Source organism: Pseudomonas sp. NPDC089422 (assembly GCF_044749405.1).
Taxonomy (GTDB): domain Bacteria; phylum Pseudomonadota; class Gammaproteobacteria; order Pseudomonadales; family Pseudomonadaceae; genus Aquipseudomonas.
The window spans coordinates 177,033-202,857 of sequence record NZ_JBIVHW010000005.1; the positions used below are offsets into that span (position 1 = coordinate 177,033).

At 61.8% G+C, this 25,825-nt stretch carries 20 protein-coding genes and 1 other RNA gene; 10 read left to right on the forward strand and 11 right to left on the reverse strand.

Going from position 1 to position 25,825, the window contains the following annotated elements:
• Positions 1 to 107: 107 nt before the first annotated feature.
• Positions 108 to 1,067 (reverse strand): HNH endonuclease, encoded by a 960-nt coding sequence (locus tag ACIPZ8_RS11485; protein ID WP_400722813.1) that lies wholly within the window; start codon positions 1,065 to 1,067, stop codon positions 108 to 110.
• Between the two features lie 219 nt (positions 1,068 to 1,286).
• On the opposite strand from ACIPZ8_RS11485, the gene ACIPZ8_RS11490 reads away from it, so the two are divergent.
• Positions 1,287 to 1,898, forward strand: a complete 612-nt coding sequence (locus ACIPZ8_RS11490; protein ID WP_400722816.1) for a recombinase family protein — start codon at positions 1,287 to 1,289, stop codon at positions 1,896 to 1,898.
• A 220-nt stretch (positions 1,899 to 2,118) separates the two neighbouring features.
• Here ACIPZ8_RS11490 and ACIPZ8_RS11495 read toward each other — a convergent pair whose 3' ends face one another.
• The 7 genes from ACIPZ8_RS11495 to ACIPZ8_RS11525 all read right to left on the reverse strand — a co-directional run bounded on the left by ACIPZ8_RS11495 (position 2,119) and on the right by ACIPZ8_RS11525 (position 11,834).
• Positions 2,119 to 2,556, reverse strand: coding sequence for a hypothetical protein (locus ACIPZ8_RS11495; RefSeq protein WP_400722818.1), 438 nt, complete (start codon positions 2,554 to 2,556; stop codon positions 2,119 to 2,121).
• 206 nt (positions 2,557 to 2,762) lie between these two features.
• Positions 2,763 to 3,407, reverse strand: coding sequence for a hypothetical protein (locus ACIPZ8_RS11500; protein WP_400722821.1), 645 nt, complete (start codon positions 3,405 to 3,407; stop codon positions 2,763 to 2,765).
• Between the two features lie 378 nt (positions 3,408 to 3,785).
• Positions 3,786 to 3,882: signal recognition particle sRNA small type (gene ffs, locus ACIPZ8_RS11505), an RNA gene on the reverse strand.
• A 274-nt stretch (positions 3,883 to 4,156) separates the two neighbouring features.
• The gene (gene ligA / locus ACIPZ8_RS11510; RefSeq protein WP_400722824.1) at positions 4,157 to 6,487 is read right to left on the reverse strand and encodes an NAD-dependent DNA ligase LigA; all 2,331 of its coding nucleotides are present in this window, start codon (positions 6,485 to 6,487) and stop codon (positions 4,157 to 4,159) included.
• A 100-nt stretch (positions 6,488 to 6,587) separates the two neighbouring features.
• Positions 6,588 to 7,478, reverse strand: coding sequence for a cell division protein ZipA (gene zipA, locus ACIPZ8_RS11515; protein WP_400722826.1), 891 nt, complete (start codon positions 7,476 to 7,478; stop codon positions 6,588 to 6,590).
• A gap of 204 nt (positions 7,479 to 7,682) precedes the next feature.
• A complete protein-coding gene (gene smc, locus ACIPZ8_RS11520; RefSeq protein WP_400722829.1) occupies positions 7,683 to 11,171 on the reverse strand; it encodes a chromosome segregation protein SMC in 3,489 nt (1,162 codons plus the stop codon).
• Between the two features lie 3 nt (positions 11,172 to 11,174).
• Positions 11,175 to 11,834 carry a GntR family transcriptional regulator gene (locus ACIPZ8_RS11525; protein ID WP_400722832.1) on the reverse strand — a complete coding sequence of 220 codons (660 nt, stop codon included), beginning with the start codon at positions 11,832 to 11,834 and terminating at the stop codon, positions 11,175 to 11,177.
• A 266-nt stretch (positions 11,835 to 12,100) separates the two neighbouring features.
• Here ACIPZ8_RS11525 and xdhA point away from each other — a divergent pair, with 266 nt between their 5' ends.
• From xdhA to guaD, 4 genes are all read left to right on the forward strand, one after another.
• Positions 12,101 to 13,555, forward strand: a complete 1,455-nt coding sequence (gene xdhA / locus ACIPZ8_RS11530; protein ID WP_400722835.1) for a xanthine dehydrogenase small subunit — start codon at positions 12,101 to 12,103, stop codon at positions 13,553 to 13,555.
• Positions 13,548 to 15,947, forward strand: a complete 2,400-nt coding sequence (gene xdhB / locus ACIPZ8_RS11535) for a xanthine dehydrogenase molybdopterin binding subunit (RefSeq protein WP_400722838.1) — start codon at positions 13,548 to 13,550, stop codon at positions 15,945 to 15,947. Before xdhA ends, xdhB begins: the two co-directional genes overlap by 8 nt.
• Before the next feature lie 160 nt (positions 15,948 to 16,107).
• Positions 16,108 to 16,953, forward strand: a complete 846-nt coding sequence (gene xdhC / locus ACIPZ8_RS11540; RefSeq protein ID WP_400722841.1) for a xanthine dehydrogenase accessory protein XdhC — start codon at positions 16,108 to 16,110, stop codon at positions 16,951 to 16,953.
• A 10-nt stretch (positions 16,954 to 16,963) separates the two neighbouring features.
• Positions 16,964 to 18,268, forward strand: a complete 1,305-nt coding sequence (gene guaD / locus ACIPZ8_RS11545; protein WP_400722844.1) for a guanine deaminase — start codon at positions 16,964 to 16,966, stop codon at positions 18,266 to 18,268.
• Here guaD and aqpZ read toward each other — a convergent pair.
• On the reverse strand, positions 18,265 to 18,963 hold the full coding sequence (gene aqpZ / locus ACIPZ8_RS11550; protein WP_400722847.1) for an aquaporin Z: 699 nt from the start codon (positions 18,961 to 18,963) through the stop codon (positions 18,265 to 18,267). The genes guaD and aqpZ overlap by 4 nt on opposite strands.
• Positions 18,964 to 19,126: 163 nt before the next feature.
• A complete protein-coding gene (locus tag ACIPZ8_RS11555; RefSeq protein ID WP_400722850.1) occupies positions 19,127 to 19,882 on the reverse strand; it encodes a GntR family transcriptional regulator in 756 nt (251 codons plus the stop codon).
• Between the two features lie 285 nt (positions 19,883 to 20,167).
• On the opposite strand from ACIPZ8_RS11555, the gene ACIPZ8_RS11560 reads away from it, so the two are divergent.
• Positions 20,168 to 21,517, forward strand: a complete 1,350-nt coding sequence (locus tag ACIPZ8_RS11560) for an NCS2 family permease (protein WP_400722852.1) — start codon at positions 20,168 to 20,170, stop codon at positions 21,515 to 21,517.
• 169 nt (positions 21,518 to 21,686) lie between these two features.
• Here the strand turns inward: ACIPZ8_RS11560 and uraH are convergent, their stop codons facing one another.
• On the reverse strand, positions 21,687 to 22,040 hold the full coding sequence (uraH, locus tag ACIPZ8_RS11565) for a hydroxyisourate hydrolase (protein ID WP_400722855.1): 354 nt from the start codon (positions 22,038 to 22,040) through the stop codon (positions 21,687 to 21,689).
• Between the two features lie 376 nt (positions 22,041 to 22,416).
• On the opposite strand from uraH, the gene puuE reads away from it, so the two are divergent.
• The 4 genes from puuE to ACIPZ8_RS11585 are packed head-to-tail and all read left to right on the forward strand — an operon-like array spanning position 22,417 to position 25,786.
• On the forward strand, positions 22,417 to 23,343 hold the full coding sequence (gene puuE, locus ACIPZ8_RS11570) for an allantoinase PuuE (RefSeq protein ID WP_400722858.1): 927 nt from the start codon (positions 22,417 to 22,419) through the stop codon (positions 23,341 to 23,343).
• A complete protein-coding gene (gene uraD, locus ACIPZ8_RS11575) occupies positions 23,343 to 23,858 on the forward strand; it encodes a 2-oxo-4-hydroxy-4-carboxy-5-ureidoimidazoline decarboxylase (protein ID WP_400722861.1) in 516 nt (171 codons plus the stop codon). The genes puuE and uraD overlap by 1 nt, the downstream gene beginning before the upstream one ends.
• Before the next feature lie 50 nt (positions 23,859 to 23,908).
• Positions 23,909 to 24,412 carry an ureidoglycolate lyase gene (locus tag ACIPZ8_RS11580; RefSeq protein ID WP_400722864.1) on the forward strand — a complete coding sequence of 168 codons (504 nt, stop codon included), beginning with the start codon at positions 23,909 to 23,911 and terminating at the stop codon, positions 24,410 to 24,412.
• 45 nt (positions 24,413 to 24,457) lie between these two features.
• Positions 24,458 to 25,786 (forward strand): urate hydroxylase PuuD, encoded by a 1,329-nt coding sequence (locus ACIPZ8_RS11585; RefSeq protein ID WP_400722867.1) that lies wholly within the window; start codon positions 24,458 to 24,460, stop codon positions 25,784 to 25,786.
• Positions 25,787 to 25,825: the final 39 nt, after the last annotated feature.

The window sequence follows — 25,825 nt, forward strand, 5'->3', positions numbered from 1 at the left end:
GTGTCAGCACCAACAAGTCACCCTCCCCATTAGTGCGATTAAGACTCAATACCGCAGACCTTGACCGCATAAGCTTCTGACAGTCTGGGCTCTGGGCATGTCTCTCTCTAGACAGCCACAAGGCCTGCGACAATCAGCAAGCAGCGTGCCCTCAACTCGTCCCGGGCAATACCGAAATGAGCTTGACGATGGACATCCGCTGTTAAGGCTATAACGTTCTCAACCGTATCAGGCCCACCCTCTGCAAGTGGAATGATGTGATGTGTTTCCAGATAGACACCGCCATTGGCCATTGGGAAACCGGGCATCCCGGTTAGTTCACAGCAGCCCTTCGAGCGCTCCAATACCCGACGACGAACGCTTGGATCACGATATCGCTGCTCGCCATTGTAGGTATACGTGTCGGGTCTTTCATCAGTAACAAACTGATCTGCTAGGGCTGTATCACTAGCCATACTAGGCCCAGCCTCGGCAGGGGTGATATTAGAATCAGCCATTATCACGCTACTCGCTTGATTTCCACCTCGAACCAATACGAATGCTCCAGTGTCATCATCAAAGGACTCCACGAACCAATGATGCTCGTCCAACTGACGCCCAATAGCTCGATCATTCTCTGATCCTTCGCTCTCTTTCTCACGAACGGGCCCTGAAACTATAACCACCCGCACAGGGGTCGTGTTCATGTATGCAAGCTGGACAGTCGTGCTGAAATGCTGTGCGCGATTTATACGCGGGTCTTTGATTGTACGATTTCGGTTCTTGGGGTCTTTCTCGAGCTGTTGGATCAGCGTATCGGCATAAAGCCTCAGATTCTCAGAAAAGCAGACCCGGCCTTGAGCATCGAGATGCAACCCCTCCCACCATACGCACAAAAGGAGCGTTCTTCTGTCGTCGCTTCGGAAAGACCATTCGTAACAGTAAGCCCCATTAGATTGCGGCAGGGCTACGGGTTGGCCATCCGTTTTCCTGAAACTCCAATCCGTGACATCGATCCCGGCACTCTGAACGCAATCTATAATCATCCACTTCCCGGTTGGTCGAAGCGCTTCCAGAGCGGTGCCCATTTCCTATCCCCTGCAGATTAAATGCCCGATGAGTTGCGATGATAGCAGGACAATATCAGCTCACCTTCCAGCACCGCTTCGCCTACACAGACGAATTGGGTATAGGTCAACGAGCACAGCCAGACGGGATCATCAGGGTGTACCGAATAAACCATTAGACAACCCTAACGAGCACACTTATAGTCGATACATCCAAAACGGTACAAGGCTTCAGCCATCATGTTCATCCGCGCTTACCTCCGAGCTTCGACCGACTCCCAAGACGCCAGCCGTGCCAAAGGCGCTCTCGTTCAGTTCGCTGCTGACAACGGTCACAAGATCGCCGCCTTTTACACAGAAAACGAATCAGGGACCAAGCTCCATCGCCCAGAACTGTTTCGTTTGCTGGACGACAGTCATGATGGTGATGTGCTGCTGATTGAGCAGGTAGACAGGCTGTCCCGCCTTTCTCCTGATGACTGGGCAAGCCTAAAAGCCATCATCGCAGCGAAGAAGCTCACAGTGGTGTCGCTCGACTTAGCTACCAGTCATGCCGCATTGAAACCCTCCCAAGGTCAAGACGACTTCACCAAAGGCATGATCAACGCTGTGAACGGGATGTTGCTCGATATGCTCGCTGTGGTTGCACGCAAGGACTATGAAGATCGCCGCCGCCGTCAGGCTGAGGGTATTGAGAATGCCAAGGCCAGAGATGTTTACAAGGGCAGACAGGTCGATCAGGCACTTCATAACCGCATCAAAGAATGCCTTGATGCAGGCAAGAGCATCCGCAAAACTGCTGAGATTGTGGGTTGTGCAGTATCTACGGTGCAACGAGTGAAGGCAGCGTAACAACTCTGGCGCCAGCCACGCCTCTGCCACTTAGATCAGGAGGTGACACCTCACCATCCCTACTTATTTTAAAAACAAGAACGATTCCTATTGGGTTATTCGCTCCTGCTTAGCACCTCGGAAAAAACCACCAGATTATATTTCTAGCTCAAGAGCCCAACCAGTACTGAATTCCAGAGGAGTTTTTGACGGCTGGGGCATAGGTTCCGTTTGGAAACAGCTACCCAACCCGGTTTTTCTTGTCATAAGGAGCGGAGCCCCAATCCAACTGATCAAGCTGATGCTTGGTGTTGATGTACTGCTGACCTACCACTTCATCAATCCAACCGTACTGCTGAACCACTCGCGGATTTACCCACCCATTGTACGCCAGCGACAGAATCTGGCTTCGCCAGCCTTGCAGGTAAGCCGGAACGTCAAACCTCCTGCAACCCCTGATGGCATCCTCACTCCCCAGCAGAGACCACGGGCGGTCATAAGCCCTGTCAAAGACAAAATTGACACTTTTCCTCTGCCAGTAGCTGTTACGTATGTCTCGCTGGCAGTCTTCAAAATCAAAGCGTCCGCCATGCTCTAGATCCCCCAAGGCTCGCTTAATGTGAGCCTTGGCCAGCTTTCGTGCTTTATAGCGAATGATTTCATTGAAAATGGTAGACATCTGACATCCCTTTGTCAGTTAGGAAGTGGGGGATTAGCAGTGCAACATAAGCATGAATCCACTCCACCAAAGGTTGCCTTCCATTATTATCCCGAGCCAAAACCTTGGGCCAAGCTAAGGTGCATGGTCCTCGCGGGGGGGATTTCGGCAGGGAAAAAGGGCAAGACACCGCTAAAAGTAGAGTCATTGCCCTTGCTTTGCCCTAGTTACTTCTTGTCAGAAATTGCGTTGACAGGACGAACCTGAAACTTCTTGCTGTAAAGCGGTGATTTGAAGTACCGCCCAACCCGCTCGGCGGTTTCAATCAGTCGATCCATAGCCTCCTCCAACCCTTCTTCCTTAAAGGCAATCGACTCTTCATTCGAGTGTATGCCTACATCGTCGTTGATGGTTTTGCACGGAACGAAAGGGTGGGCAATCTCTTCAAGGTACTGGTAGAAAGCACTCTTCGCGATCACCAACCCGAAACGGCGCCATGCATACTTACGACCCCAGTAATAACCGTCTTTCGCTCGGTGCCTCACACGGGCGTCATTCTTGCCCTTATTCTCAGCCAGCTTGTCTATCGAGAAATGTTTTGCAGCCGAGTAGCTCAGCAGCTTGTTAGCAGTGTCGGCCTTTCCTAGAGCAGACGGCTCAATGATGTTCCTCCCCGCCTTGTCTGTAACGAACCCGATGTTGTAGCGGTCTCCATCCACCAATTCCGCATTGCTGCTGTTGGTCTCGAACTGGTACAGGGTATCGGTAGTGAGGGGGTTGAACTGGTGCAGAAACTTACCCGACGGTAGCGCCGTGACCGTGTAGTTTCTGATGATCACATCATGGATTGTGTACAGGTTTCTAGATTTCACAGCGCCGTCCTTGAGGCATCAATAGGCCGTACAAAATAGTGTCAATTAGCCTTCATGGCAATCAGGAGCTACACACCCATGACACCGCCCGCTAGCCCGAAGAGCTAAACGGTTACCTCTGACGACTGTCAAATCATCCTTGCGATTGCTGAACGCCGCATTTTTTAACAATGCACACGCTCACCCCACAACCAGCATTGATGCACAGGGCTGCACGACATGCCTGAGGGGATGACAGAACAATGATTGGGAGAAGCGGGATAATCGGATAGGATACTCAGCACAGTGCACCACTCAGGTGTACCTAAACGCTGTCACACTTCGAGATTTTCGAGCAAGAAATCCTTGAGAATTCAAGGACTTGTGTAATGGAGGCGGCCCCACCAGCCACACCCCGGCACTCGATGTTCCCGCTATGGCTGCTCCCTTCCGGGCCTGACCAGGTTAACGGGTAATCAATGCGGGGGGACCGATGGGGCCACCACTACGCGGCTCGCCAAGCAGCGAGCCGCGCCATTGTACCGGTCTGGGGCGAAGATACAACCTCTGTGCGAGAAAAAGTCATCATTTCTCAATGACTTGACTGGGTTGAGGTTGACGCAGGGCTGACACACGACTCGTGCAGGAGCGGCCTTGCGTCGCGAAAGGGGTGCGAAGCGGCCCCCTATTGGTGCCATGACTCGATATTGCTGGGGCTGCTGTGCAGCCCTTTCGCGACACAAGGCCGCTCCTACAGCGACCACAGAACGTCAGACGGTGATGCCCTGCTCCGCCAGGAAGGAAACGAAGGCTTCCTCATCCAGCACCTTCACGCCCAGCTCACTGGCCTTGGCCAGCTTGGACCCGGCGCCAGGGCCAGCCACCACGCAGTGGGTCTTGCCAGAGACCGAGCCAGCCACCTTGGCACCCAGACCCTCCAGCTTCTCCTTGGCGATGTCGCGACTGAAGCGCTCCAGGGAGCCTGTCAGCACCCACGTCTGGCCGGCCAGCGGCAGGCCTTCGGCCACCTTCTTCTCGTTGCTCCAGTGCATGCCAAAGGCCAACAGCTGGGCCTCGATATCGCGGGCCAGCTTCTGGTTGGCCTCATCCTTGAAGAACTCGCGCACCGCTTCGGCCTGTTTCGCCGCCAAGGCCTGGCGCAGGTCAATGCCGTCAGCGGCGATGATCTTGTCCAGGCTATCGAGCTTGGCTACCAGCTTCTCGGCTCCCGTCGGGCCAACCGAGGCGATGTCCAGCTTGGCGATCATGCCGGCAAGGGTCGTGCTGGCGGCGAATTCGGCGGCCAGCTCGCCTTCATCCTGCAGCTGCATGCCGCAGGCCAGCAACTGCTCGATGACCTTGCGGTTGTGCTCGTCCTCGAAGAAGTTGTGGATCTCGTAGGCGACTTCCAGGCCGATGTCCGGCAGGTAGGTCAGCACCTGTGGCAGCGCCTGTTGCACGCGAGCCAGGCTGCCCAGCGAGCGGGCCAGGACCTTGGCGGTCTCCTCGCCGACATCCGGAATGCCCAAGGCATAGATGAAGCGCGCCAGGCTCGGGCGCTTGCTGGCTTCGATGGCGTCCAGCAGCTTCTTGCTGGAGACCTCGGCAAAGCCCTCCAGGCCGACGATCTGATCGAACTCCAGCGTGTACAGGTCCGCCGGCGAGCTGATCAGGCCTTCATCCACCAGCTGTTCGACGCTTTTCTCACCCAGGCCATCGATGTCCATGGCGCGGCGCGATACGTAGTGAATGATCGCCTGCTTGAGCTGGGCGGCGCAGGCCAGGCGGCCAACGCAGCGGTACACCGCACCTTCACTGGTGGTTTCCTTGCCCTTGCTGCGCTTGACCAGCTGGGTTCGCTCGACCTGCGAGCCACAGACCGGGCATTCGCTCGGCACCTGTACCGGGCGCGCATCTTCGGGACGACGCTCGAGCACCACCTGCATGACCTGCGGGATCACGTCACCGGCACGGCGGATGATCACCGTATCACCGATGCGCAGCCCCAGCCGGGCGATTTCGTCCATGTTGTGCAGGGTGGCGTTGGACACCGTCACACCGGCCACCTTGACCGGCTTCAGGCGCGCCACGGGCGTGACCGCGCCGGTACGGCCGACCTGGAACTCCACATCCAGCACTTCGGTGAGCTCTTCCATGGCCGGGAACTTGTGGGCGATGGCCCAGCGCGGCTCACGCGCACGGAAGCCCAGCTCGCGCTGGGCAGCCAGGCTGTTGACCTTGAATACCACGCCGTCGATTTCATACGGCAGGCTGTTGCGTCGCTCGCCGATGTCGCGGTAGTAGGCCAGGCACTCTTCGATACCGGCCGCATGCCTGAGCTCGCGGCTGATCGGCAGCCCCCACTGCTTGAGCTGCTCGAGAATGCCGATGTGGCTTTCGCCGATGCTCTCGGAGACCTGGCCGACGCCGTAGCAGCAGAATTCCAGCGGGCGGCTGGCGGTGATCTTCGAATCCAGCTGACGCAGGCTGCCGGCAGCGGCGTTACGTGGGTTGGCAAAGGTCTTGCCGCCCGCTTCAGCCTGGGCGGCGTTGAGGCGGTCGAAGCCAGCCTTGCTCATGTACACCTCGCCGCGCACTTCGAGCACGGCGGGCCAGCCTTCGCCCTGCAGCTTAAGCGGGATGTTGCGCACGGTACGCACGTTGGCGCTGATGTCCTCGCCGGTGGTGCCGTCACCACGGGTAGCACCCTGCACCAACAGGCCATCACGGTAGAGCAGGCTCACCGCCAGGCCATCGAGCTTCGGCTCGCAACTGAAATCCACCGCGCCAGGCTGGTCGAGCCCGTCGACCACACGGCGGCCGAACTCGCGCAGGTCAGCCTCCTCGAAGGCGTTGCCCAGGCTGAGCATCGGCACTTCATGACGTACCTGACTGAAGGCTGCCAGGGCAGCGCCGCCAACACGCTGGGTGGGCGAGTCGGGGGTAACCAGGTGCGGGTGCTCGGCTTCCAGCGCCTTGAGTTCGTTGAACAGGCGATCGTATTCGGCATCGGGCACGCTCGGCTCGTCGAGCACGTAGTAGCGGTAGTTGTGCTGGTCGAGTTCGGCGCGCAGTTGGTGGATTCGGGTTTCGGCGGTCATTTTTCAGGTTCTCTTGCAAAGCAAAAGAGCAGCCCAGGGCTGCTCTTGCGCTTGAAACAGGGTGGGCAAGACCGAGGCCAGGTCCGCCCACTTGGGCACATCAGCGCTTCTGGGTCAGCGCACGGCGCTCGAACTCGACGATGCGCTGACGGTAGTGCTCGATGGTCTGGGCGGTCAGCACGCTGCGCTGGTCGTCCTTCAGTTCGCCATTGAGCTCGTGGGCCAGCTTGCGCGCTGCCGCCACCATCACGTCGAAGGCTTGCTTCGGATGACGCGGGCCCGGCAGGCCGAGGAAGAAGCTCACGGCACGGGTGCTGAAGTGGTCGATGTCGTCCAGGTCGAAGATGCCAGGCTTGACCGCGTTGGCCATGGAGAACAGCACTTCACCGTGACCGGCCATGCTTTCGTGGCGGTGGAAGATGTCCATCTCGCCGAAACGCAGGCCGCTTTCGAGGATGTTCTGCAGCAGCGCCGGGCCCTTGAAACCGCCTTCGTCGCGGGAAATCACGCTGATCACCAGCACTTCCTCGACCGGTGGCAGCTCCTTGGCTGCGTTGCCGGTGGCAGCAAAGCCACTGTTGCGGGTGTTGTCGGCGGAGAAATCTTCGTCGGCGTCGGCGAACAGGTCAGGCTCGCGCGGTTCGGCGGCCAGGTTCAGGTCGCCCTGCGGCTGCGCTTCGGCTGCACGCTTGCCGCGCTTGCCGGCCTTGGCCGGCTTCGGCTCGCGCTCACGTTCGCGCTCACGTGCCGGTGCACTGAGCGACGGCAGGTCGGCCTCGTCCAGTTCAGGCTCCTTCTGGGTATCCAGCACCCGCGACGGGCCGAGCACTTCAGCGCTGCCCTCCTCGTCCGGCAGGTTGGAATAACTGCGATCCAGACGGAATTTCAGCTTGCCTTTTCCGCCGCGCATGCGGCGCCAGCCGTCGAAAAGAATACCGGCGATGACAATGACGCCGATGACGATCAGCCACTCGCGCAGACCGATTTCCATGTAATCCCGTGCCTCTATAAAAATATGCTTGAAAACAAAGGGTTCAAAGCCCTTTAACACGTGGCGCCAACTCTATGTTCTGACAGGCGTTTTACCCACGCAAAAAACGAGTGACATTAAGCTAGCACGACCAAAGACAACTTTACACCGTCTGTCGCACATGACGGGGGCATTTGCCTACAGTTTTCGCCCTATCTTCGCTCATCAGGCGTCCACCATTGCCAGGGCCTCCTCCACATCAACTGCAACAAGACGTGAGCAACCGGGCTCGTGCATGGTCACCCCCATCAATTGATCCGCCATCTCCATGGCAATCTTGTTATGGGTGATGTAGATGAACTGCACGCTTTCACTCATTTCCTTGACCAGCCGGGCATACCGACCGACGTTGGCATCGTCCAGCGGCGCATCGACCTCGTCGAGCATGCAGAACGGTGCGGGGTTCAACTTGAAGATGGCAAACACCAGCGCCAATGCAGTCAGTGCCTTCTCGCCGCCGGACAGCAGATGGATGGTGCTGTTCTTCTTGCCCGGCGGACGCGCCATGATCGTCACCCCTGTATCGAGTAGATCTTCGCCCGTCAGTTCCAGGTAAGCGCTGCCGCCACCGAAAACTTTTGGAAAAAGTGCCTGTAATCCGGCATTTATCTGATCAAAGGTATCCTTGAAGCGGTTGCGGGTTTCCTTGTCGATCTTGCGGATGACGTTTTCCAGGGTCTCCAGGGCTTCGACCAGGTCGGCGTCCTGGGCGTCCAGGTAACGCTTGCGCTCGGACTGCTGCTCGTACTCCTCGATGGCCGCCAGGTTGATCGCACCCAGGCGCTGGATGCGGCCTTCGACCTGCTCCAGTTCCTGCTCGGTGCCCTGCTCGCTGGCATCGGCCTCGACGGTGGCGAGCACGCCCTGCAAATCGTAGCCGTCGGCCAGCAATTGCTCCTGCAAGGTCTTGCGGCGGATGTCCAGGCCCTGGTTTTCCAGGCGCATCTGCTCCAGCTGGCCGCGCAGCAACTGGGCTTGCTGCTCGGCCTGGGTGCGGCGCTTTTCGGCGTCGCGCAGCGCGCGGTCGGCCTCATCCATGTGCAGGCGCGCCAGGCGCATTTCTTCATCGACGCTCATGCGCCGCTCCAGCAGCTCTTCGAGCTTAAGGCGCAGTTCTTCGAGCGGCGCCTCGCCTTCTTCGAGGTTCAGGCTCAATTGCTCCTGGCGCTCGCTCAGGCGTGCCGCCTGCTGCTCCAGGCGCTCCAGGGCCTGGCGGGTGGAGTCGTGCTGCGCACGCAGCGAACCCAGGCGCACGGCCAGCTGGTGGGCGTGGTCCTTGTGCTGGCGGGCTTCCTGACGGATGCGATCAAGGCCTTCGCGCAGGGTGTCGCGGCGCGCCATCAGCTGTTCGCGCTGCTCGGTGTCCTGGGCCATCAGGTCCAGAGCCTCCTGCAGCACCAGGCGCGCCTCACCCAGCTGTTCCTGCTCCAGGGCACGCTGCTCCTGAAGCTCGGTCAGTTCTTCCTGCAAGCGACGGCGACGCAGCTCCACCTGCTCGGCGCGGGCGCGGCCAGCGGAGAGGCTGGCCTTGAGTTCACCGTGCTGGCGGTTTTCATCCTGCGTGCGGCGGCGCAGCTGCTCGCGCTGCTCCTCCAGCTCAAGCTGCTGCTCGCGGGTTGCCTGAAGCTGCTGGTCCACCTGTTCCAGCGCTGCTTCAAGCTCCAACTGTTCCTGGCCCAGGCGTTCGATTTCCTGGCCACGGGCCAGCACGCCGCCCTGGGCCTCGCCACCCCGGCTGACGCGCAGGAAATGGCGGCCAACCCAGTAGCCATCTCGGCTGACCAGGCTCTGACCTTCACCCAATGCTGCGCGCCGCGCCAGGGCCTCGGCAAGGTCTTCGACCGGCTGCACTCGGCCCAGCCACGGGGCCAGATCGATGTGTCCTTCGACCTTGTCGAGCAGGCTGCCGGGCTGACGCTCGCCGCCTCCGGTCGCCAACAACAGGCGCAACTCGCCCTGCTCCAGGCCGTTGAAATCCAGCCCGGCGAAATCGTCGAGCAGCACGGCCTGCAGATCGGCGCCAAGCACGGTTTCCACCGCCAGCTCCCAACCCGACTCCACGCGCAGCCCCTCAGCCAGACGCGGGCGCTGCTCCAGGCCTTGCTCGCGCAACCAGTCGGCGGCACCGACGCCCGGCTCCAGCGCAGCCTGCTGCAGCGCCTCCAGCGAGGCCAGGCGGCCGCCGAGGCGCTGCAGGTCACCCTGCTGCTGTTGTTGGGCTTGGGTAGCTTGCTGCAGTTGCTCGCGTACGCTTTCCAGGCGCTCGACCACCTGCCCCTCCGACAGCTGCAACTCCTCGAGCAGCATCTCGCTGCTGGCCAGCTGCTCGGAGAGATCGAGCAGAGCGGCATCCTGTGGCTCCACACCGAGTTGCTCGCCTTCCTCGACCAGCTTGCGCTGTCGCTCAGCCAGGCGCTCCAGGCTGGCTTCCAGCTGCTGCAGGCGCGCTTGCTGCACTTCGGCCTGGCGCCGTGGCTCGGCAGAGCGGGTATTGAAAGCGTCCCATTGCTCCTGCCAGCCGTGCATGCCCAGCTCGGCCTCTTCGAGGGTGGCGGCAGCCTCTTCGGCGGCGGCCAGGGTCAACGCCTGCTCCGGCTCGAGCATGGCCAGCTCTTCACCCAGGGTGGCCAGCAGGGTGCGATCATGGCCCAGGTGCGATTCGGTTTCCTGGCGGGTGCGCTCGGCTTCCTTGAGGTCGTCCTGCAACTGGCGCAGGCGCTGCTGGCCGTGCTGAATGCTCTGCTCTACCCGGGCGATATCACCGGCCACCGAATAGAAGCGCCCCTGCACCTGGTTGAAGCGCTCGGACAATTCATGGTGGCCGTCACGCAGGCGCTCGATGCTGGCATCGGCATTGCGCTGCTCGGCAACCAGCGCCTCATGGGCGATGTCCTGATCGCCGATCGCCGTCTCGCGCTGGCGCACGCGCTCGTCCAGGTCGCGCCAGCGCAAAGCCGACAGGCGCGCCTTGAGCTGGCGCTCCTGGGCCTTGTATTCGCGATACTTCTCGGCGGCCTGGGCCTGGCGGTGCAGGCGTTCGAGCTGGCGCTCCAGCTCTTCGCGCAGGTCGGTCAGCCGCGCCAGGTTCTCCTGGGTACGGCGGATGCGGCTTTCGGTCTCGCGGCGGCGCTCCTTGTACTTGGAGATGCCGGCTGCCTCTTCGATGAAGTTGCGCAACTCTTCGGGCTTGGCCTCGATCAGCTTGGAGATCATGCCCTGTTCGATGATCGAGTAGCTGCGCGGGCCAAGGCCGGTGCCGAGGAAGATGTCGGTGATGTCCCGACGGCGGCATTTGGTGCCGTTCAGGTAGTAGCTGTTCTGCCCATCGCGGGTGACCTTGCGGCGGATGGAAATCTCGGCATAAGCGGCGTATTCGCCCAGCAAGGTGGTTTCGCTGTTGTCGAACACCAGCTCGATGCTGGCCTGGCTCACCGGCTTGCGGCTGGTGGAGCCGTTGAAGATGACGTCGGTCATCGACTCGCCGCGCAGGTTCTTCGCCGAACTCTCGCCCATCACCCAGCGCACCGCGTCGATGATGTTGGACTTGCCGCAGCCGTTGGGGCCGACCACGGCCGCCATGTTGCTGGGGAAGTTGACCGTGGTCGGGTCGACGAACGACTTGAACCCGGCCAGGCGAATGCACTTCAGGCGCATCGGTCAGCCCCGGGCCAGCGCCGCCAGCACCAGTTCGCAGCTGCGCTGGCCATAGGCGGTGAGCACCTCGCGAATGCGCGGCAGGTCGCGGGCAACTACCGCTTCGAGCAGGCGGGCGAACAGGTCGAGGTAGTCGTCCATGTTGGCCTGGCGCTGGTCCAGGGCCAGGTAGTAGGCGCGACTCATGGCCGGCTGCAGGTTTTCCACGGTTTCCTGCAGATAAGGGTTGTCGGCGAAGGGGTAGGCAGCACGCATCACTGCGAAGCTCTCGGCGACGAATACCTTGATGTCCTGGCGATCGCGCGCTTGCTGCAGGCGCTGCTGGATGTCCAGGAACGGGCGCAGGTCGGTTTCCAGGCGCCATTTCTGGGCAACGGCGTTACCGAGCAGGATGTAGAACTCGCCCATCAGGGTGCACAGGCTGCGCACGCTGCGCTCGTCCAGTTCGGTGACATGGGCGCCACGTCGCGGCAGGATCGCGATCAGATGGCGACGTTCGAGGATCAACAACGCTTCGCGCACCGAGCCACGGCTGACGCTGAGGGCCTGGGTGACCTTCTGCTCCTGGATCCGCTCACCGGGCGCAAGCTCGCCGCGAATGATGCGTTCGGCCAGGTAGTCGGCAATCTGCTCGGAGAGGCTGTCCGGCGCCTTGAACGTCATGGTTTTCCTTCAAAATCATTGAACTGGGCACAAGGGAGCGATTGTAGCGCACTTGCCCAGCGCACGCGCAGAGGGGCGCGGCGCTTTATTTGACCTGCCAGGCAGCCAGCCACACGGCGCGATCTATGCTTGTGATAGGGCACTGCGTTCGGCTGGGCGTCGATATACGCATTTTCCTGACCTTTGAGTCAGAAAAATATTGACCACTGCGACAGGTCTGCTTATTGTCCGCCCAACAACAATAAAACCATTGCGAGGCCATCCCCGTGATCCAGTTTCTCGTCAACCAGGAGCTGCGTAGTGAGCATGCCCTGGACCCGAACATGACGGTGCTGCAGTACCTGCGTGAGCACCTGGGCAAACCCGGCACCAAGGAAGGCTGCGCCAGTGGCGACTGCGGCGCCTGCACCGTGGTGGTCGGCGAGCTTGTCCAGGATGAACAGGGCGAGGACAGCCTGCGCTACCGCAGCCTGAACTCTTGCCTGACCTTCGTTTCCTCCTTGCACGGCAAGCAACTGATCAGCGTCGAAGGCCTCAAGCACAAAGGCCAACTGCACAGCGTGCAGCAGGCCATGGCCGATTGCCATGGCTCGCAATGCGGCTTCTGCACCCCCGGTTTCGTCATGTCGCTGTTCGCCCTGCAGAAGAACAGCCAGGGCGCCGACCTGCATCAGGCCCAGGAAGCCCTGGCCGGCAACCTGTGCCGCTGCACCGGTTACCGCCCGATCCTCGACGCTGCCGAGCAAAGCTGCCGCCAGCCCTGCCGCGACCAGTTCGACGCCCAGCAGGGGCAGACCATCGCCCGCCTCAAGGCCATCGCCCCGACCCAGACCGGTGAACTCAACAGCGGCGACAAGCGCTGCCTGGTGCCGCTGACCGTGGCCGACCTGGCCGACCTGTACAGCTCGCACCCTGAAGCCCGCCTGCTGGCCGGCGGTACCGACCTGGCGCTGGAGGTCACCCAGTTCCACAAGACCCTGCCGGTGATGATCTACGTCGGTCACGTCGCCGAACTCAAGCGCATCGACAAGACCGCCAGCCACCTGGAAATCGGCGCCGCCACCCCGCTCACCGACTGCTACGGCGCACTCAACGAGGAATACCCGGACTTCGGCGACCTGCTGCACCGTTTTGCCTCGCTGCAGATTCGCAACCAGGGCACCCTGGGCGGCAACATCGGCAATGCCTCGCCGATCGGCGACTCGCCGCCCCTGCTGATCGCCCTGGATGCGCAGGTGGTCCTGCGCCAAGGCGAGCGCCAGCGGGTGATGCCGCTGGAAGACTATTTCATCGACTACCGCATCACGGCCCGCCAGGACAGCGAGTTCATCGAGAAGATCATCGTGCCACGCGCCAGCAACGACTGGGCCTTCCGTGCCTATAAAGTGTCCAAACGCCTGGACGACGATATCTCCGCCGTGTGCGGTGCCTTCAACCTGAGCATCGAAGATGGCGTGGTCAGCGGCGTGCGCATCGCCTTCGGCGGCATGGCGGCCATTCCCAAGCGCGCCCGGGCCTGCGAAGCGGCCTTGCGCGGCAAACCGTGGAACCAGGCCAGCGTCGAACGCGCCTGCCAGGCCCTGGCCGAAGACTTCACCCCGCTCAGCGACTTCCGCGCCAGCAAGGAATACCGCCTGCTGACCGCGCAGAACCTGCTGCGCAAGTACTTCATCGAACAGCAAACGCCCTACATCGAGACCCGGGTGACCGACTATGTCTAACCATCACGTAGCCAAGAGCCAGGCCGAGATGGCCGAACTGTTCAGCCAGGACCTGACCACCGGGGTCGGCCGCAGCGTCAAGCACGACAGCGCCGACAAGCATGTGTCGGGCGAAGCGCTGTACATCGACGACCGCCTGGAATTCCCCAACCAGCTGCATGTCTATGCGCGCACCGCAGACCGTGCCCATGCACGCATCCTGCGCATCGACACCACGCCCTGCTATGCCTTCGAAGGCGTGCGCATCGCCATCACCCACGAAGACATCCCGGGCCTGAAGGACATCGGCCCGGTGGTCGCCGGCGACCCGCTACTGGCCATCGACAAGGTCGAGTTCTTCGGCCAGCCGGTGCTCGCCGTGGCAGCCCGCGACCTGGATACCGCGCGCCGTGCGGCCATGGCCGCCATCGTCGAGTACGAAGACCTGGAGCCGGTGCTGGACGTGGTCGATGCCCTGCGCAAGAAGCACTTCGTGCTCGACAGCCACACCCACCAGCGCGGCGATTCGGCCGCCGCCCTGGCCAGCGCCCCGCACCGCCTTCAAGGCACCCTGCACATCGGCGGCCAGGAGCACTTCTACCTGGAAACCCAGATCTCTTCGGTGATGCCCACCGAGGATGGCGGCATGATCGTCTACTGCTCCACGCAGAACCCCACCGAAGTGCAGAAGCTGGTCGCCGAAGTGCTCGACGTGCCGATGAACAAGGTGGTGCTGGACATGCGCCGCATGGGCGGCGGCTTCGGCGGCAAGGAAACCCAGGCGGCAAGCCCTGCCTGCCTGTGCGCGGTGATCGCGCGCCTGACCGGCCAGCCGACCAAGATGCGCCTGCCGCGAGTCGAAGACATGACCATGACCGGCAAGCGCCACCCGTTCTATGTGGAGTACGACGTCGGCTTCGACGACGACGGCCGCCTGCACGGCATCAACCTTGAACTGGCGGGCAACTGCGGCTACTCGCCCGACCTGTCCGGCTCGATCGTCGACCGCGCCATGTTCCACTCCGACAACGCCTACTACCTGGGCGATGCCACCGTGCACGGCCACCGCTGCAAGACCAACACCGCCTCCAACACCGCCTACCGCGGCTTCGGCGGCCCGCAGGGGATGGTCGCCATCGAGCAGGTGATGGACCACATCGCCCGCCACCTGGGCCGCGACCCGCTGGCCGTGCGCAAGGCCAACTACTACGGCAAGACCGAGCGCAACGTCACCCACTACTACCAGACCGTCGAGCACAACATGCTCGAAGAGATGACCGCCGAACTGGAAGCCAGCAGCGACTACGCCGAGCGCCGCGAGTCGATCCGCCGCTTCAACGCCAACAGCCCGGTCCTGAAGAAGGGCCTGGCGCTGACCCCGGTCAAGTTCGGCATCTCGTTCACCGCCACCTTCCTCAATCAGGCCGGCGCGCTGATCCACATCTACACCGACGGCAGCATTCACCTGAACCATGGCGGCACCGAGATGGGCCAGGGCCTGAACACCAAGGTGGCACAGGTGGTGGCGCAGGTGTTCCAGGTCGACTTCAGCCGCATCCAGATCACTGCCACCAATACCGACAAGGTGCCCAACACCTCGCCGACCGCGGCTTCGAGTGGCGCCGACCTGAACGGCAAGGCCGCCCAGAACGCCGCCGAGATCCTCAAGAAGCGCCTCACCGAGTTTGCCGCACGGCACTACCAGGTGACCGAGGAAGACGTCGAGTTCCGCAACGGCCATGTGCGCGTGCGCGACCAGATCGTCAGCTTCGAGCAACTGGTGCAGCAGGCCTACTTCGCCCAGGTGTCGCTGTCGACCACCGGCTTCTACCGCACGCCGAAGATCTACTACGACCGCAGCCAGGCGCGCGGCCGGCCGTTCTATTACTACGCCTTCGGTGCTGCCTGCGTGGAAGTGATCGTCGACACCCTGACCGGCGAGTACAAGATGCTGCGCGCCGACATCCTGCATGACGTGGGCGACTCGCTGAACCCGGCCATCGACATCGGCCAGGTCGAAGGCGGCTTCATCCAGGGCATGGGCTGGCTGACCACCGAAGAGCTGGTGTGGAACGCCAAGGGCAAGCTGATGACCAACGGCCCGGCCAGCTACAAGATCCCGGCGGTGGCCGACATGCCGCTGGACCTGCGGGTGAAGCTGGTGGAAAACCGCAAGAACCCGGAAGACACCGTGTTCCATTCCAAGGCCGTGGGCGAGCCGCCGTTCATGCTCGGCATCGCCGCCTGGTGCGCGCTCAAGGACGCCGTGGCCAGCATCGCCGACTACCGCGTGCAGCCACAGGTGGATGCGCCGGCGACGCCGGAGCGGGTGTTGTGGGGGTGCGAGCAGATGCGCAAGGCGGTGGCCGATGCACAACCTGCCGAAGCCGAACTGGAAATCGTCACCCACTGACAATGCAAGGCCCTGCAGGAGCGGCCTTGTGTCGCGAAAGGGTCGCGAAGCGGCCCCAGGATCTATGCAGTAAAGAAGATTGCTGGGGCCGCTACGCAGCCCTTTCGCGACACAAGGCCGCTCCTACAGGGACCGTGCCGCTCTTGAGAGAGGTTGCATCATGCACCAATGGATCAACGCCCTCGCCGACCACCAGTCCCGCGGCGAAGCCTGCGTGCTGGTGACCATCATCGAGGAACGCGGCTCGACCCCGCGCAATGCCGGCTCGAAGATGGTCGTCAGCGCCACCGGCCTGTTCGACACCATCGGCGGCGGCCACCTGGAATACAAGGCCCTGCACATCGCTCGGCAGATGCTCGAGGAACACCGCAACACCCCGCACCTGGAGCGCTTCAGCCTCGGCGCCAGCCTCGGCCAGTGCTGTGGCGGCGCCACCGTGCTGCTGTTCGAGCCGATGGCCGCGGTGCAGGCACAGATCGCCGTGTTCGGCGCGGGCCATGTCGGCCGTGCTCTGGTACCCTTGCTCGCCGCGCTGCCCTGCCGGGTGCGCTGGATCGACTCGCGCGAACAGGAATTCCCCGAACTCATCCCCAACGGGGTGAGCAAGGTCGTCAGTGAAGAACCGGTCGACGAAGTCGCGGACCTGCCGCCAGGCAGCTACTGCATCGTCATGACCCACAATCACCAGCTCGACCTGGAACTGACCGCCGCCATTCTCAAGCGCAACGATTTCACCTGGTTCGGCCTGATCGGCTCGAAGACCAAGCGGGTCAAGTTCGAGCACCGCCTGCGCGAGCGCGGTTACGACGATGCCGTGCTGGCGCGCATGCGCTGCCCGATGGGCCTGCCTGAGGTCAAGGGCAAGCTGCCGATCGAGATTGCCGTGTCCATCGCCGGCGAAATCATTGCCACCTACAACGCCTGCTTCGGCCAGCACGACGCTGCCGCCAACGCCGGCCCCATTGCCCAGTTGCTGCCGCCCTCCCGGCGCAGCCAAGCCATTTGACGAGTGTGTTATGACCGTTACCCGCAAAGCCTACCGTGCCGCCATCCTGCATAGCATCGCCGACCCGGCCGAGGTAGGCCTGGACGCTTCCCATGAGTACTTCGAGGACGGCCTGCTGGTGATCGACGATGGCCGCATCAGCGCCGTCGGCCCTGCCAGCGAGCTGCTGCCGAACCTGGCGGCCGACATCGAGGTGGTGCATTACCAGGACGCGCTGATCACCCCGGGGTTCATCGATACCCATATCCACTTCCCGCAGACCGGCATGATCGGTTCCTACGGCGAACAACTGCTGGACTGGCTCAATACCTACACCTTCCCTTGCGAGAAGCAGTTTGCCGACAAGGGTCACGCCGACAAGGTAGCGAAGATCTTCCTCAAGGAACTGCTGCGCAACGGCACCACCACCGCCCTGGTGTTCGGCAGCGTGCACCCGCAGTCGGTCAACGCCCTGTTCGAAGAAGCCGAGCGCCTGGACCTGCGGATGATTGCCGGCAAGGTGATGATGGACCGCAACGCCCCGGACTACCTGACCGACACTGCCGAGTCCGGTTACACCGAGAGCAAGCAGTTGATCGAGCGCTGGCACGGCAAGGGCCGCCTGCACTACGCGGTGACCCCACGCTTCGCCCCGACCAGCACGCCGGAACAACTGGCCCTGGCCGGTCAGCTGCTGAAGGAATACCCGGGCCTGTACATGCACACCCACCTGTCCGAGAACCTCAAGGAAATCGACTGGGTGAAGGAGCTGTTCCCCGAGCAGAAAGGCTACCTGGACGTCTACGACCACTTCGAGCTGCTCAGCGAGCGCTCGGTGTTCGCCCACGGCGTGCACCTGTGCGACAGCGAATGCCAGCGCCTGGCGGAAACCGGCTCGGCCGTGGCCTTCTGCCCGACCTCCAACCTGTTCCTCGGCAGCGGCCTGTTCAACCTGCCCCAGGCCGAGCGCTTCAAGGTCAACGTGGGCCTGGGCACCGACGTCGGCGCCGGCACCAGCTTCTCGCTGCTCAACACCCTGAACGAGGCCTACAAGGTGATGCAGCTGCAAGGCGCGCGCCTGCACCCGTACAAGTCGCTGTACCTGGCCACCCTCGGCGGCGCTCGCGCCTTGCGCCTGGACGACCGTATCGGCAGCCTGCGCCCGGGCAACGACGCCGACTTCGTGGTGCTCGACTACAAGGCCACGCCGCTGCTGGACTACCGCATTCAGCAGTCCGGCAGCATCGAAGAAACCCTGTTCGTGCTGACCACCCTGGGTGACGACCGCACCGTGCGTGAAACCTACGCCGCCGGGCGTTGCGTGCACCAGCGCTAAGGCGCTTTCGCCAGGCCCCGGTACAGCGCGCCGCCGATCGCAGCCCCGATCAGCGGCGCCACCCAGAACAGCCATAGCTGCTGCAGGGCCCAGCCACCGACGAACAAGGCTGGCCCCGTGCTACGCGCGGGGTTGACCGAGGTATTGGTCACCGGGATCGAAATCAGGTGGATCAGGGTCAGGGCCAGACCAATGGCAATCGGCGCGAAGCCTGCCGGGGCACGGGCGTCGGTGGCACCCATGATCACCACCAGGAACATGGCGGTCATCACCACTTCACTGACAAAGCCCGCGCCCAGCGTGTAGCCGCCGGGCGAGTGGTCGGCGTAGCCGTTGGATGCCAGGCCCGAAGACAGTTCGAAACCGGCTTTGCCGCTGGCGATGAGATAGATCACGCCAGCGGCCAGGATGGCGCCGATCACCTGGGCGATCACATAAGGCAACAGCTCTTTGGCCGGGAAGCGTCCACCCACCACCAGCCCGAACGACACGGCAGGGTTGAGATGACAACCGGAGATATGACCAATGGCGAAGGCCATGGTCAGCACGGTAAGACCGAAGGCGAAGGCGACACCGAGCACACCGATGCCGACGGGAGAACTGGCTGCGAGTACGGCACTGCCACAACCACCAAGAACCAACCAGAAGGTGCCGACCAGCTCGGCCCCCATCCGTGTACCCAGAGACATGGTCATCGACCTTTCCTCAAGTAGTGGAACGCAATGGATGCGCAAGCCCAACTGCTTGATGAAGGTTTGCTCACAAGAATTTAGCAGACGTTTGGTTAATGGCCAGAAATGGCCGGGGCCGCTTCGCGCCCCTTTCGCGACGCGGCCCCAAAATCAAGCAGGCAAACGATCAACCCTTGGCGGACGCCTTGGGCTTTTTCAGCAAGTGGGAGAACACCGCATGCAGATCGTCCGAAGCGCTTTCCTCGTCCAGGTTCAGCTTGCTGTCGATATGGTCCATGTGATGCATCATCAGGCTCACCGCCTGTTCGGCATCACGCGCCTCGATGGCATCGATCAGTTGCATGTGCTCGTCGTATGAGCAGTGTGAGCGCGTGCCGGTCTCATACTGGGCGATGATCAGCGAAGTCTGCGACACCAGGCTGCGCTGGAAGCTGACCAGCGGGGCGTTGCCTGCCGCTTCGGCCAGCTTGAGGTGAAACTCGCCGGATAGGCGGATACCGGCACCACGGTCGCCACGGGAGAAGCTGTCGCGCTCCTCGCGCACCATCTGGCGCAGCTCGTTGAGCTGCTCCAGGGTGGCATGCTGCACGGCCAGTTCGGTAATGGCACGTTCGACCATGCGCCGCGAGAAGAACACCTGACGGGCCTCTTCCACCGTCGGGCTGGCCACCACGGCACCGCGGTTCGGCCGCAGCAGCACCACGCTTTCGTGGGCCAGGCGCGACAGGGCGCGGCGGATGATGGTGCGGCTGACGCCAAAGATCTCGCCCAGCGCTTCCTCGCTCAACTTGGTGCCCGGCGCCAATCGCTGCTCGAGAATCGCCTCGAAGATATGCGCGTAGACGATGTCGTCCTGGGTACCACTGCGGCCGGCCTTGCCAACGCGCGCAGGTTTTTTCAGAGGTTGCAGCTGTTCGTTCATGGGCTCTCGAGGCACGAAGAGAAAGTATGGCGCCATTGTACACAGGCTGAGGCGATTCCGCAGGGGGCGTTTTACCTATATAGCCGTTATACGACGCATTGGGCATACAAAAGATAAAACATTATTTGCATTCTTTGTACACAAAAGCATAATCCACCGAGCAACATCTTGACCCGTGAGTCAACAAAACGCGTCAGACGTCTGCCTTCCCTCGCGGAGCCACCAAGTGCATTGCTCAGGACCCTGGCTCCCACAACAACAAGAAAGACTTGAGGAGTACTCGCTGTGGAAAGCCGCAAATCCGAAGCCCCTACGCTGGATCTCGCGCCACCGCTCGAAACGAGTTGGCTGGAACGGATTTTCAAACTCAAGCAACACGGCAGCACTGTCAGAACCGAACTGATCGCCGGGGTGACCACCTTCATCACCATGGCCTACATCATCTTCGTCAACCCCAACATCATGGCCGACGCCGGCATCGACCATGGTGCCGCCTTCGTCGCCACCTGCATCGCCGCCGCGCTGGGCTGCCTGTTGATGGGCCTGTACGCCAACTGGCCGGTGGGCCTGGCGCCGGGCATGGGGCTGAATGCCTTCTTTACCTACACCGTGGTCGGCACCATGGGCTACAACTGGGAAACGGCACTGGGAGCAGTGTTCGTCTCCGGCGTGCTGTTCATGTTCCTGACCCTGTCAAAAGTGCGCGAGTGGCTGCTCAACAGCATCCCGGTGAGCCTGCGCCATGCCATGGGGGCCGGCGTCGGATTGTTCCTCGGGCTGATCGGCCTGAAGACCGCCGGCATCATCGTCGACAGCCCGGCCACCCTGATCAAGCTGGGTTCGCTGCATGAGCCGGGGCCACTGCTGGCGGCGCTGTGCTTTCTGCTGATCGCCATCCTCAGCTACAAACGCGTGTTTGGTGCGATCCTGATCAGCATCATCGGTGTCACCCTGGCCGGCTGGGGTCTGGGCCTGGTCAAGTTCTCCGGGGTGATGTCGATGCCGCCGAGCCTTGCACCGACCTGGATGGCCATGGACGTGGCGGGCGTGTTCAACGTCAGCATGATCAGTGTGGTGCTGGCGTTCCTGTTCGTGCACATGTTCGACACCGCCGGCACGCTGATGGGCGTCGCCCAGCGGGCCAACCTGGTGGCGCCTGATGGCCGCATCGAAAACCTGTCCCGGGCCTTGAAGGCCGACAGCGCTTCGAGCGTGTTCGGCGCCGTGGTCGGTGTACCACCGGTAACCAGTTATGTGGAAAGTGCTGCCGGCGTAGCTGCCGGCGGCCGGACTGGCCTGACTGCAGTGGTGGTGGGCGTTCTGTTCGTCGCGGCGATGTTCTTCGCACCGCTGGCTGGAATGATCCCGGCTTACGCAACTGCAGGCGCACTGATTTATGTGGCGATGCTGATGATGGGCAGCATGGCGCACATTCATTGGGACGAAGCCACCGACAGCATTCCGGCGATCGTCACGGTGATCATGATGCCGCTGACCTTCTCCGTCGCCGATGGCATCGCCCTGGGCTTCATCAGCTATGTAGCGCTGAAGGCGGGTACCGGCAAGTACAAGGAAATCTCCGCCAGCCTGTGGGTGCTGTGCGCGATCTTCATTGCCAAGTTCGTGTTCCTCTGAACCCAGTTGCACCAACCAAGGGCGCCTAGGCGCCCTTTCTTTATTGCTAAAACCTGTTCCGAACCGCCGCGAAAGGGCCGGCACAGACGATACAAAAACAGCAGACGAAAAAAAGCCCGCCAGTGTGGGAGCGGGCCAAAGGACCTACGAAGATTCTTCTAGCGACCAACTAGCTTCCGCGATAGGTCGAATAGCTGTACGGCGAGATCAGCAGCGGCACGTGGTAGTGCTCCTGCTTTTCATCGATGCCGAAACGCAGCACGACAACATCCAAAAACGCCGTATCCGGCAGCTGCACGCCGCGGGCACGGTAATAGGCGCCAGCACTGAACTGCAGCTGGTAGACGCCGGTACGGTAATTGTCACCCTGCAGCAGCGGCGCATCGACGCGGCCATCGCTGTTGGTCAGAGCAGTGTTCACCAGCTCCAGCTGCTGGCCTTCGACGCGGTACAGCTCGACCTTGATCGAGCTGCCTGGGCAGCCATGCGCGGCATCCAGTACGTGTGTGGTCAAACGTCCCATCTGCTTGTCGCCTCTTGTTCAATCTATGGGCAAAAAATACACAGCCAACGCCCCAGGATAGGGCCTGCGATGTGCGGGAATGACGCCATTAAGACATTTCACCGCCAGATTGTACACAATTTTTTAATCCCTTCCGTCGCAACCCCGCCAAACGGCCCTTCAGTCGCAAATACAGGCGGCGTATGGACGTCAATGTCATTAACTGACCAATCAGGCAGGTTTCTTGCAACATGTTCTCATGCGACAAAAGGGAAGAAATGCGGAAAAACAGGCTTACAAAAGATTTCAGAAGTTGTATACAATCACCCCATCCGGTGGTGCGACATCCCGACGCGGCCCGCCCATCCCGCACCAACACACAAGAAGGAAGACTGCAGTGAGCGCTGACTACCCTCGCGACCTGATCGGTTACGGCAACAACCCTCCTCACCCGCAATGGCCGGGCAACGCTCGCATCGCGCTGTCTTTCGTCCTCAACTACGAAGAAGGCGGCGAACGCAACATCCTGCACGGTGACAAAGAGTCCGAAGCCTTCCTGTCCGAGATGGTTGCTGCCCAGCCGCTGCAGGGCCAGCGCAACATGAGCATGGAATCGCTGTACGAGTACGGCAGCCGCGCCGGCGTCTGGCGCCTGCTCAAGCTGTTCAAGGACAGCGGCGTCCCCCTGACCATCTTCGCCGTGGCCATGGCCGCCCAGCGCCACCCTGACGTGATTCGCGCCATGGCCGAAGCCGGCCACGAGATCTGCAGCCACGGCTACCGCTGGATCGACTACCAGAACATGGACGAGGCCCAGGAGCGCGAGCACATGCTCGAAGCCATCCGCATCCTCACCGAACTCACTGGCGAACGCCCGCTGGGCTGGTACACCGGCCGCACCGGCCCGAACACCCGCCGCCTGGTGATGGAGGAAGGTGGCTTCCTCTATGACAGCGACACCTATGACGACGACCTGCCCTACTGGGAACCGAACAACCCGACCGGCAAGCCGCACCTGGTGATCCCCTACACCCTGGACACCAACGACATGCGCTTCACCCAGGTGCAGGGCTTCAACTGCGGCGAGCAGTTCTTCCAGTACTTGAAAGACGCCTTCGACGTGCTCTACGCCGAAGGTGCCGAAGCGCCGAAGATGCTTTCCATCGGCCTGCACTGCCGCTTGGTCGGCCGCCCGGCACGCCTGGCCGCGCTCAAGCGCTTCGTCGACTACGCCAAGAGCCACGACCAGGTCTGGTTCGCCCGTCGCGTGGACATCGCCCGCCACTGGCACGCCACCCACCCGTACAAGAAAGAGAACGCCTGATGACCGCCTTCAAGACCCTCAAGCCATCCGCCCTGGACCGTGACGCCTTCGTCAAGGTGTTCGCCGACATCTACGAGCACTCGCCGTGGGTCGCCGAAAAAGCCTACGACCTGGGCCAGCTGGGCGAACTGGACGAGATCGAGGCGCTGCACCAGCGCATGAGCGACATCCTGCTCAGCGCCAATCACACCGACCAGCTGGCACTGATCAACGCTCACCCGGACCTGGCCGGCAAGGCCGCCATCCAGGGAGAGCTGACCGAATCGAGCACCAACGAGCAGGCCGGCGCCGGTATCCATGAGTGCACCGCCGAAGAGTTCGCCCGCTTCACCGAACTGAACGACGCCTACAAGGCCAAGTTCCAGTTCCCGTTCATCATGGCGGTCAAGGGCAGCAACCGGCACCAGATCCTCGCCGCCTTCGAAAAACGCATCCACAACGATACCGATGCCGAATTCAAGGAAGCCCTGGCGCAGATCAACCTGATCGCCCTGTTCCGCCTGCTGCAGCTGTAAGCAACAGCCGAACCTCATTCAGAAAATCGAACAATAGAAGAGATAACCGCATGCGCACCCTGATGATCGAGCCCCTGACCAAAGAAGCCTTCGCCGAATTCGGAGACGTGATCGAAACCGATAGCAGCGACCACTTCATGATCAACAACGGCTCGACCATGCGTTTTCACAAGCTCGCCACGGTCGAGACCGCCGAGCCTGAAGACAAGGCGATCATCAGCATCTTCCGCGCCGACGCGCAGGACATGCCGCTGACCGTGCGCATGCTGGAGCGCCATCCGCTGGGCAGCCAGGCTTTCATCCCGCTGCTCGGCAACCCCTTTCTGATCGTGGTCGCGCCGGTTGGCGATGCACCTGTATCAGGCTTGGTCCGTGCCTTCCGTAGTAACGGCAGGCAGGGCGTTAATTACCATCGCGGCGTCTGGCACCACCCGGTGCTGACGATCGAAAAGCGGGATGACTTCCTGGTGGTTGATCGCAGCGGTTCTGGCAACAACTGCGATGAGCATTACTTCACCGAGGAACAGATGCTGATCCTCAATCCCCACCAATAAGAAAAGGTCGGTCATCGTTCACGGTGATCGGCAGAGGTACATACTGTGGAAGCACACCTTCACGAATGGCTGAACCTGAGCATTCGCTGGGTTCACATGATCACCGGTGTCGCCTGGATCGGTGCATCGTTCTACTTCGTCTGGCTGGAGAACCACCTGAATCGAAGCAACCCGCGCGATGGGTTGTCGGGTGATCTCTGGGCGATTCACGGCGGTGGTATCTACCACCTGGAGAAATACAAGCTCGCACCCCCGAAAATGCCCGAGAACCTGCACTGGTTCAAATGGGAAGCCTACTTCACCTGGATGTCCGGTATCGCCCTGCTGTGCGTGGTGTTCTACTGGAACCCGAGCCTGTACCTGCTGGCACCCGGCAGCACCCTGAGCGGTGCCGAAGGCGTGGCCATCGGTATCGGTTCGCTGGTCGCCGGCTGGTTCATCTACGACTTCCTGTGCGACTCGCCACTGGGCAAGCACCCTGCCCTGCTCGGCGCCGTGCTGTTCGTCCTGATCATTGCTGCCTGCTTCGGCTTCAGCCTGGTGTTCAGCGGCCGCGGTGCGTACCTGCACACCGGCGCGATCATCGGCACCATCATGGTCGGTAACGTGTTCCGCATCATCATGCCGGCCCAGCGCCAGCTGGTGGCGGCGATCGAGAACAACCAGACCCCGGACCCGGTACTGCCGGCCAAGGGCCTGCTGCGCTCGCGTCACAACAACTACTTCACCCTGCCGGTGCTGTTCATCATGATCAGCAACCATTTCCCGAGCACCTACGGTAGCCAGTACAACTGGCTGATCCTGGCTGGCATCGCAGTAGCAGCGGTTCTGATCCGCCACTACTTCAACACCCGCCACGACAGCAACAAGTACGCCTGGACCCTGCCGGTCGGCGCCCTGGCGATGATCTGCCTGGCCTACGTCACCGGCCCCAAGCCGATGGCCGTCAGCCCTGAGCAGGCCGCAGCGAAGGTCGAGTACCAGCCGCTGCCAGCCACCGCCGTCGGTGGCAAGACCGCTGCCGAGCTGCGCGCCGAGGAAGCCGCCAAGGCCGCCGAAGCCCCAGCCGCACCCGCCGAGGTTCCGGCACAGGCGACCGCACAGGCCGCCGGTGGCGACTTCGAGAAGATCCACAAAGTCATCCAGGAACGCTGCAGCGTGTGCCACTCGTCGAAACCGACCAGCCCACTGTTCAGCGCAGCCCCTGCCGGCGTGATGTTCGACACCCCGCAGCAGATCCAGGCCCAGGCCGCGCGCATTCAGGCGCAAGCGGTCGCCAGCCAGATCATGCCGCTGGGCAACATCACCCAGATGACCGCCGAAGAGCGCAAGCTCGTCGGTGACTGGATCGCCAAAGGCGCTCAGGTCAACTGATCCACCCTCTCCTGCCTGAGCGTCCGCGCGCCCAGGCAG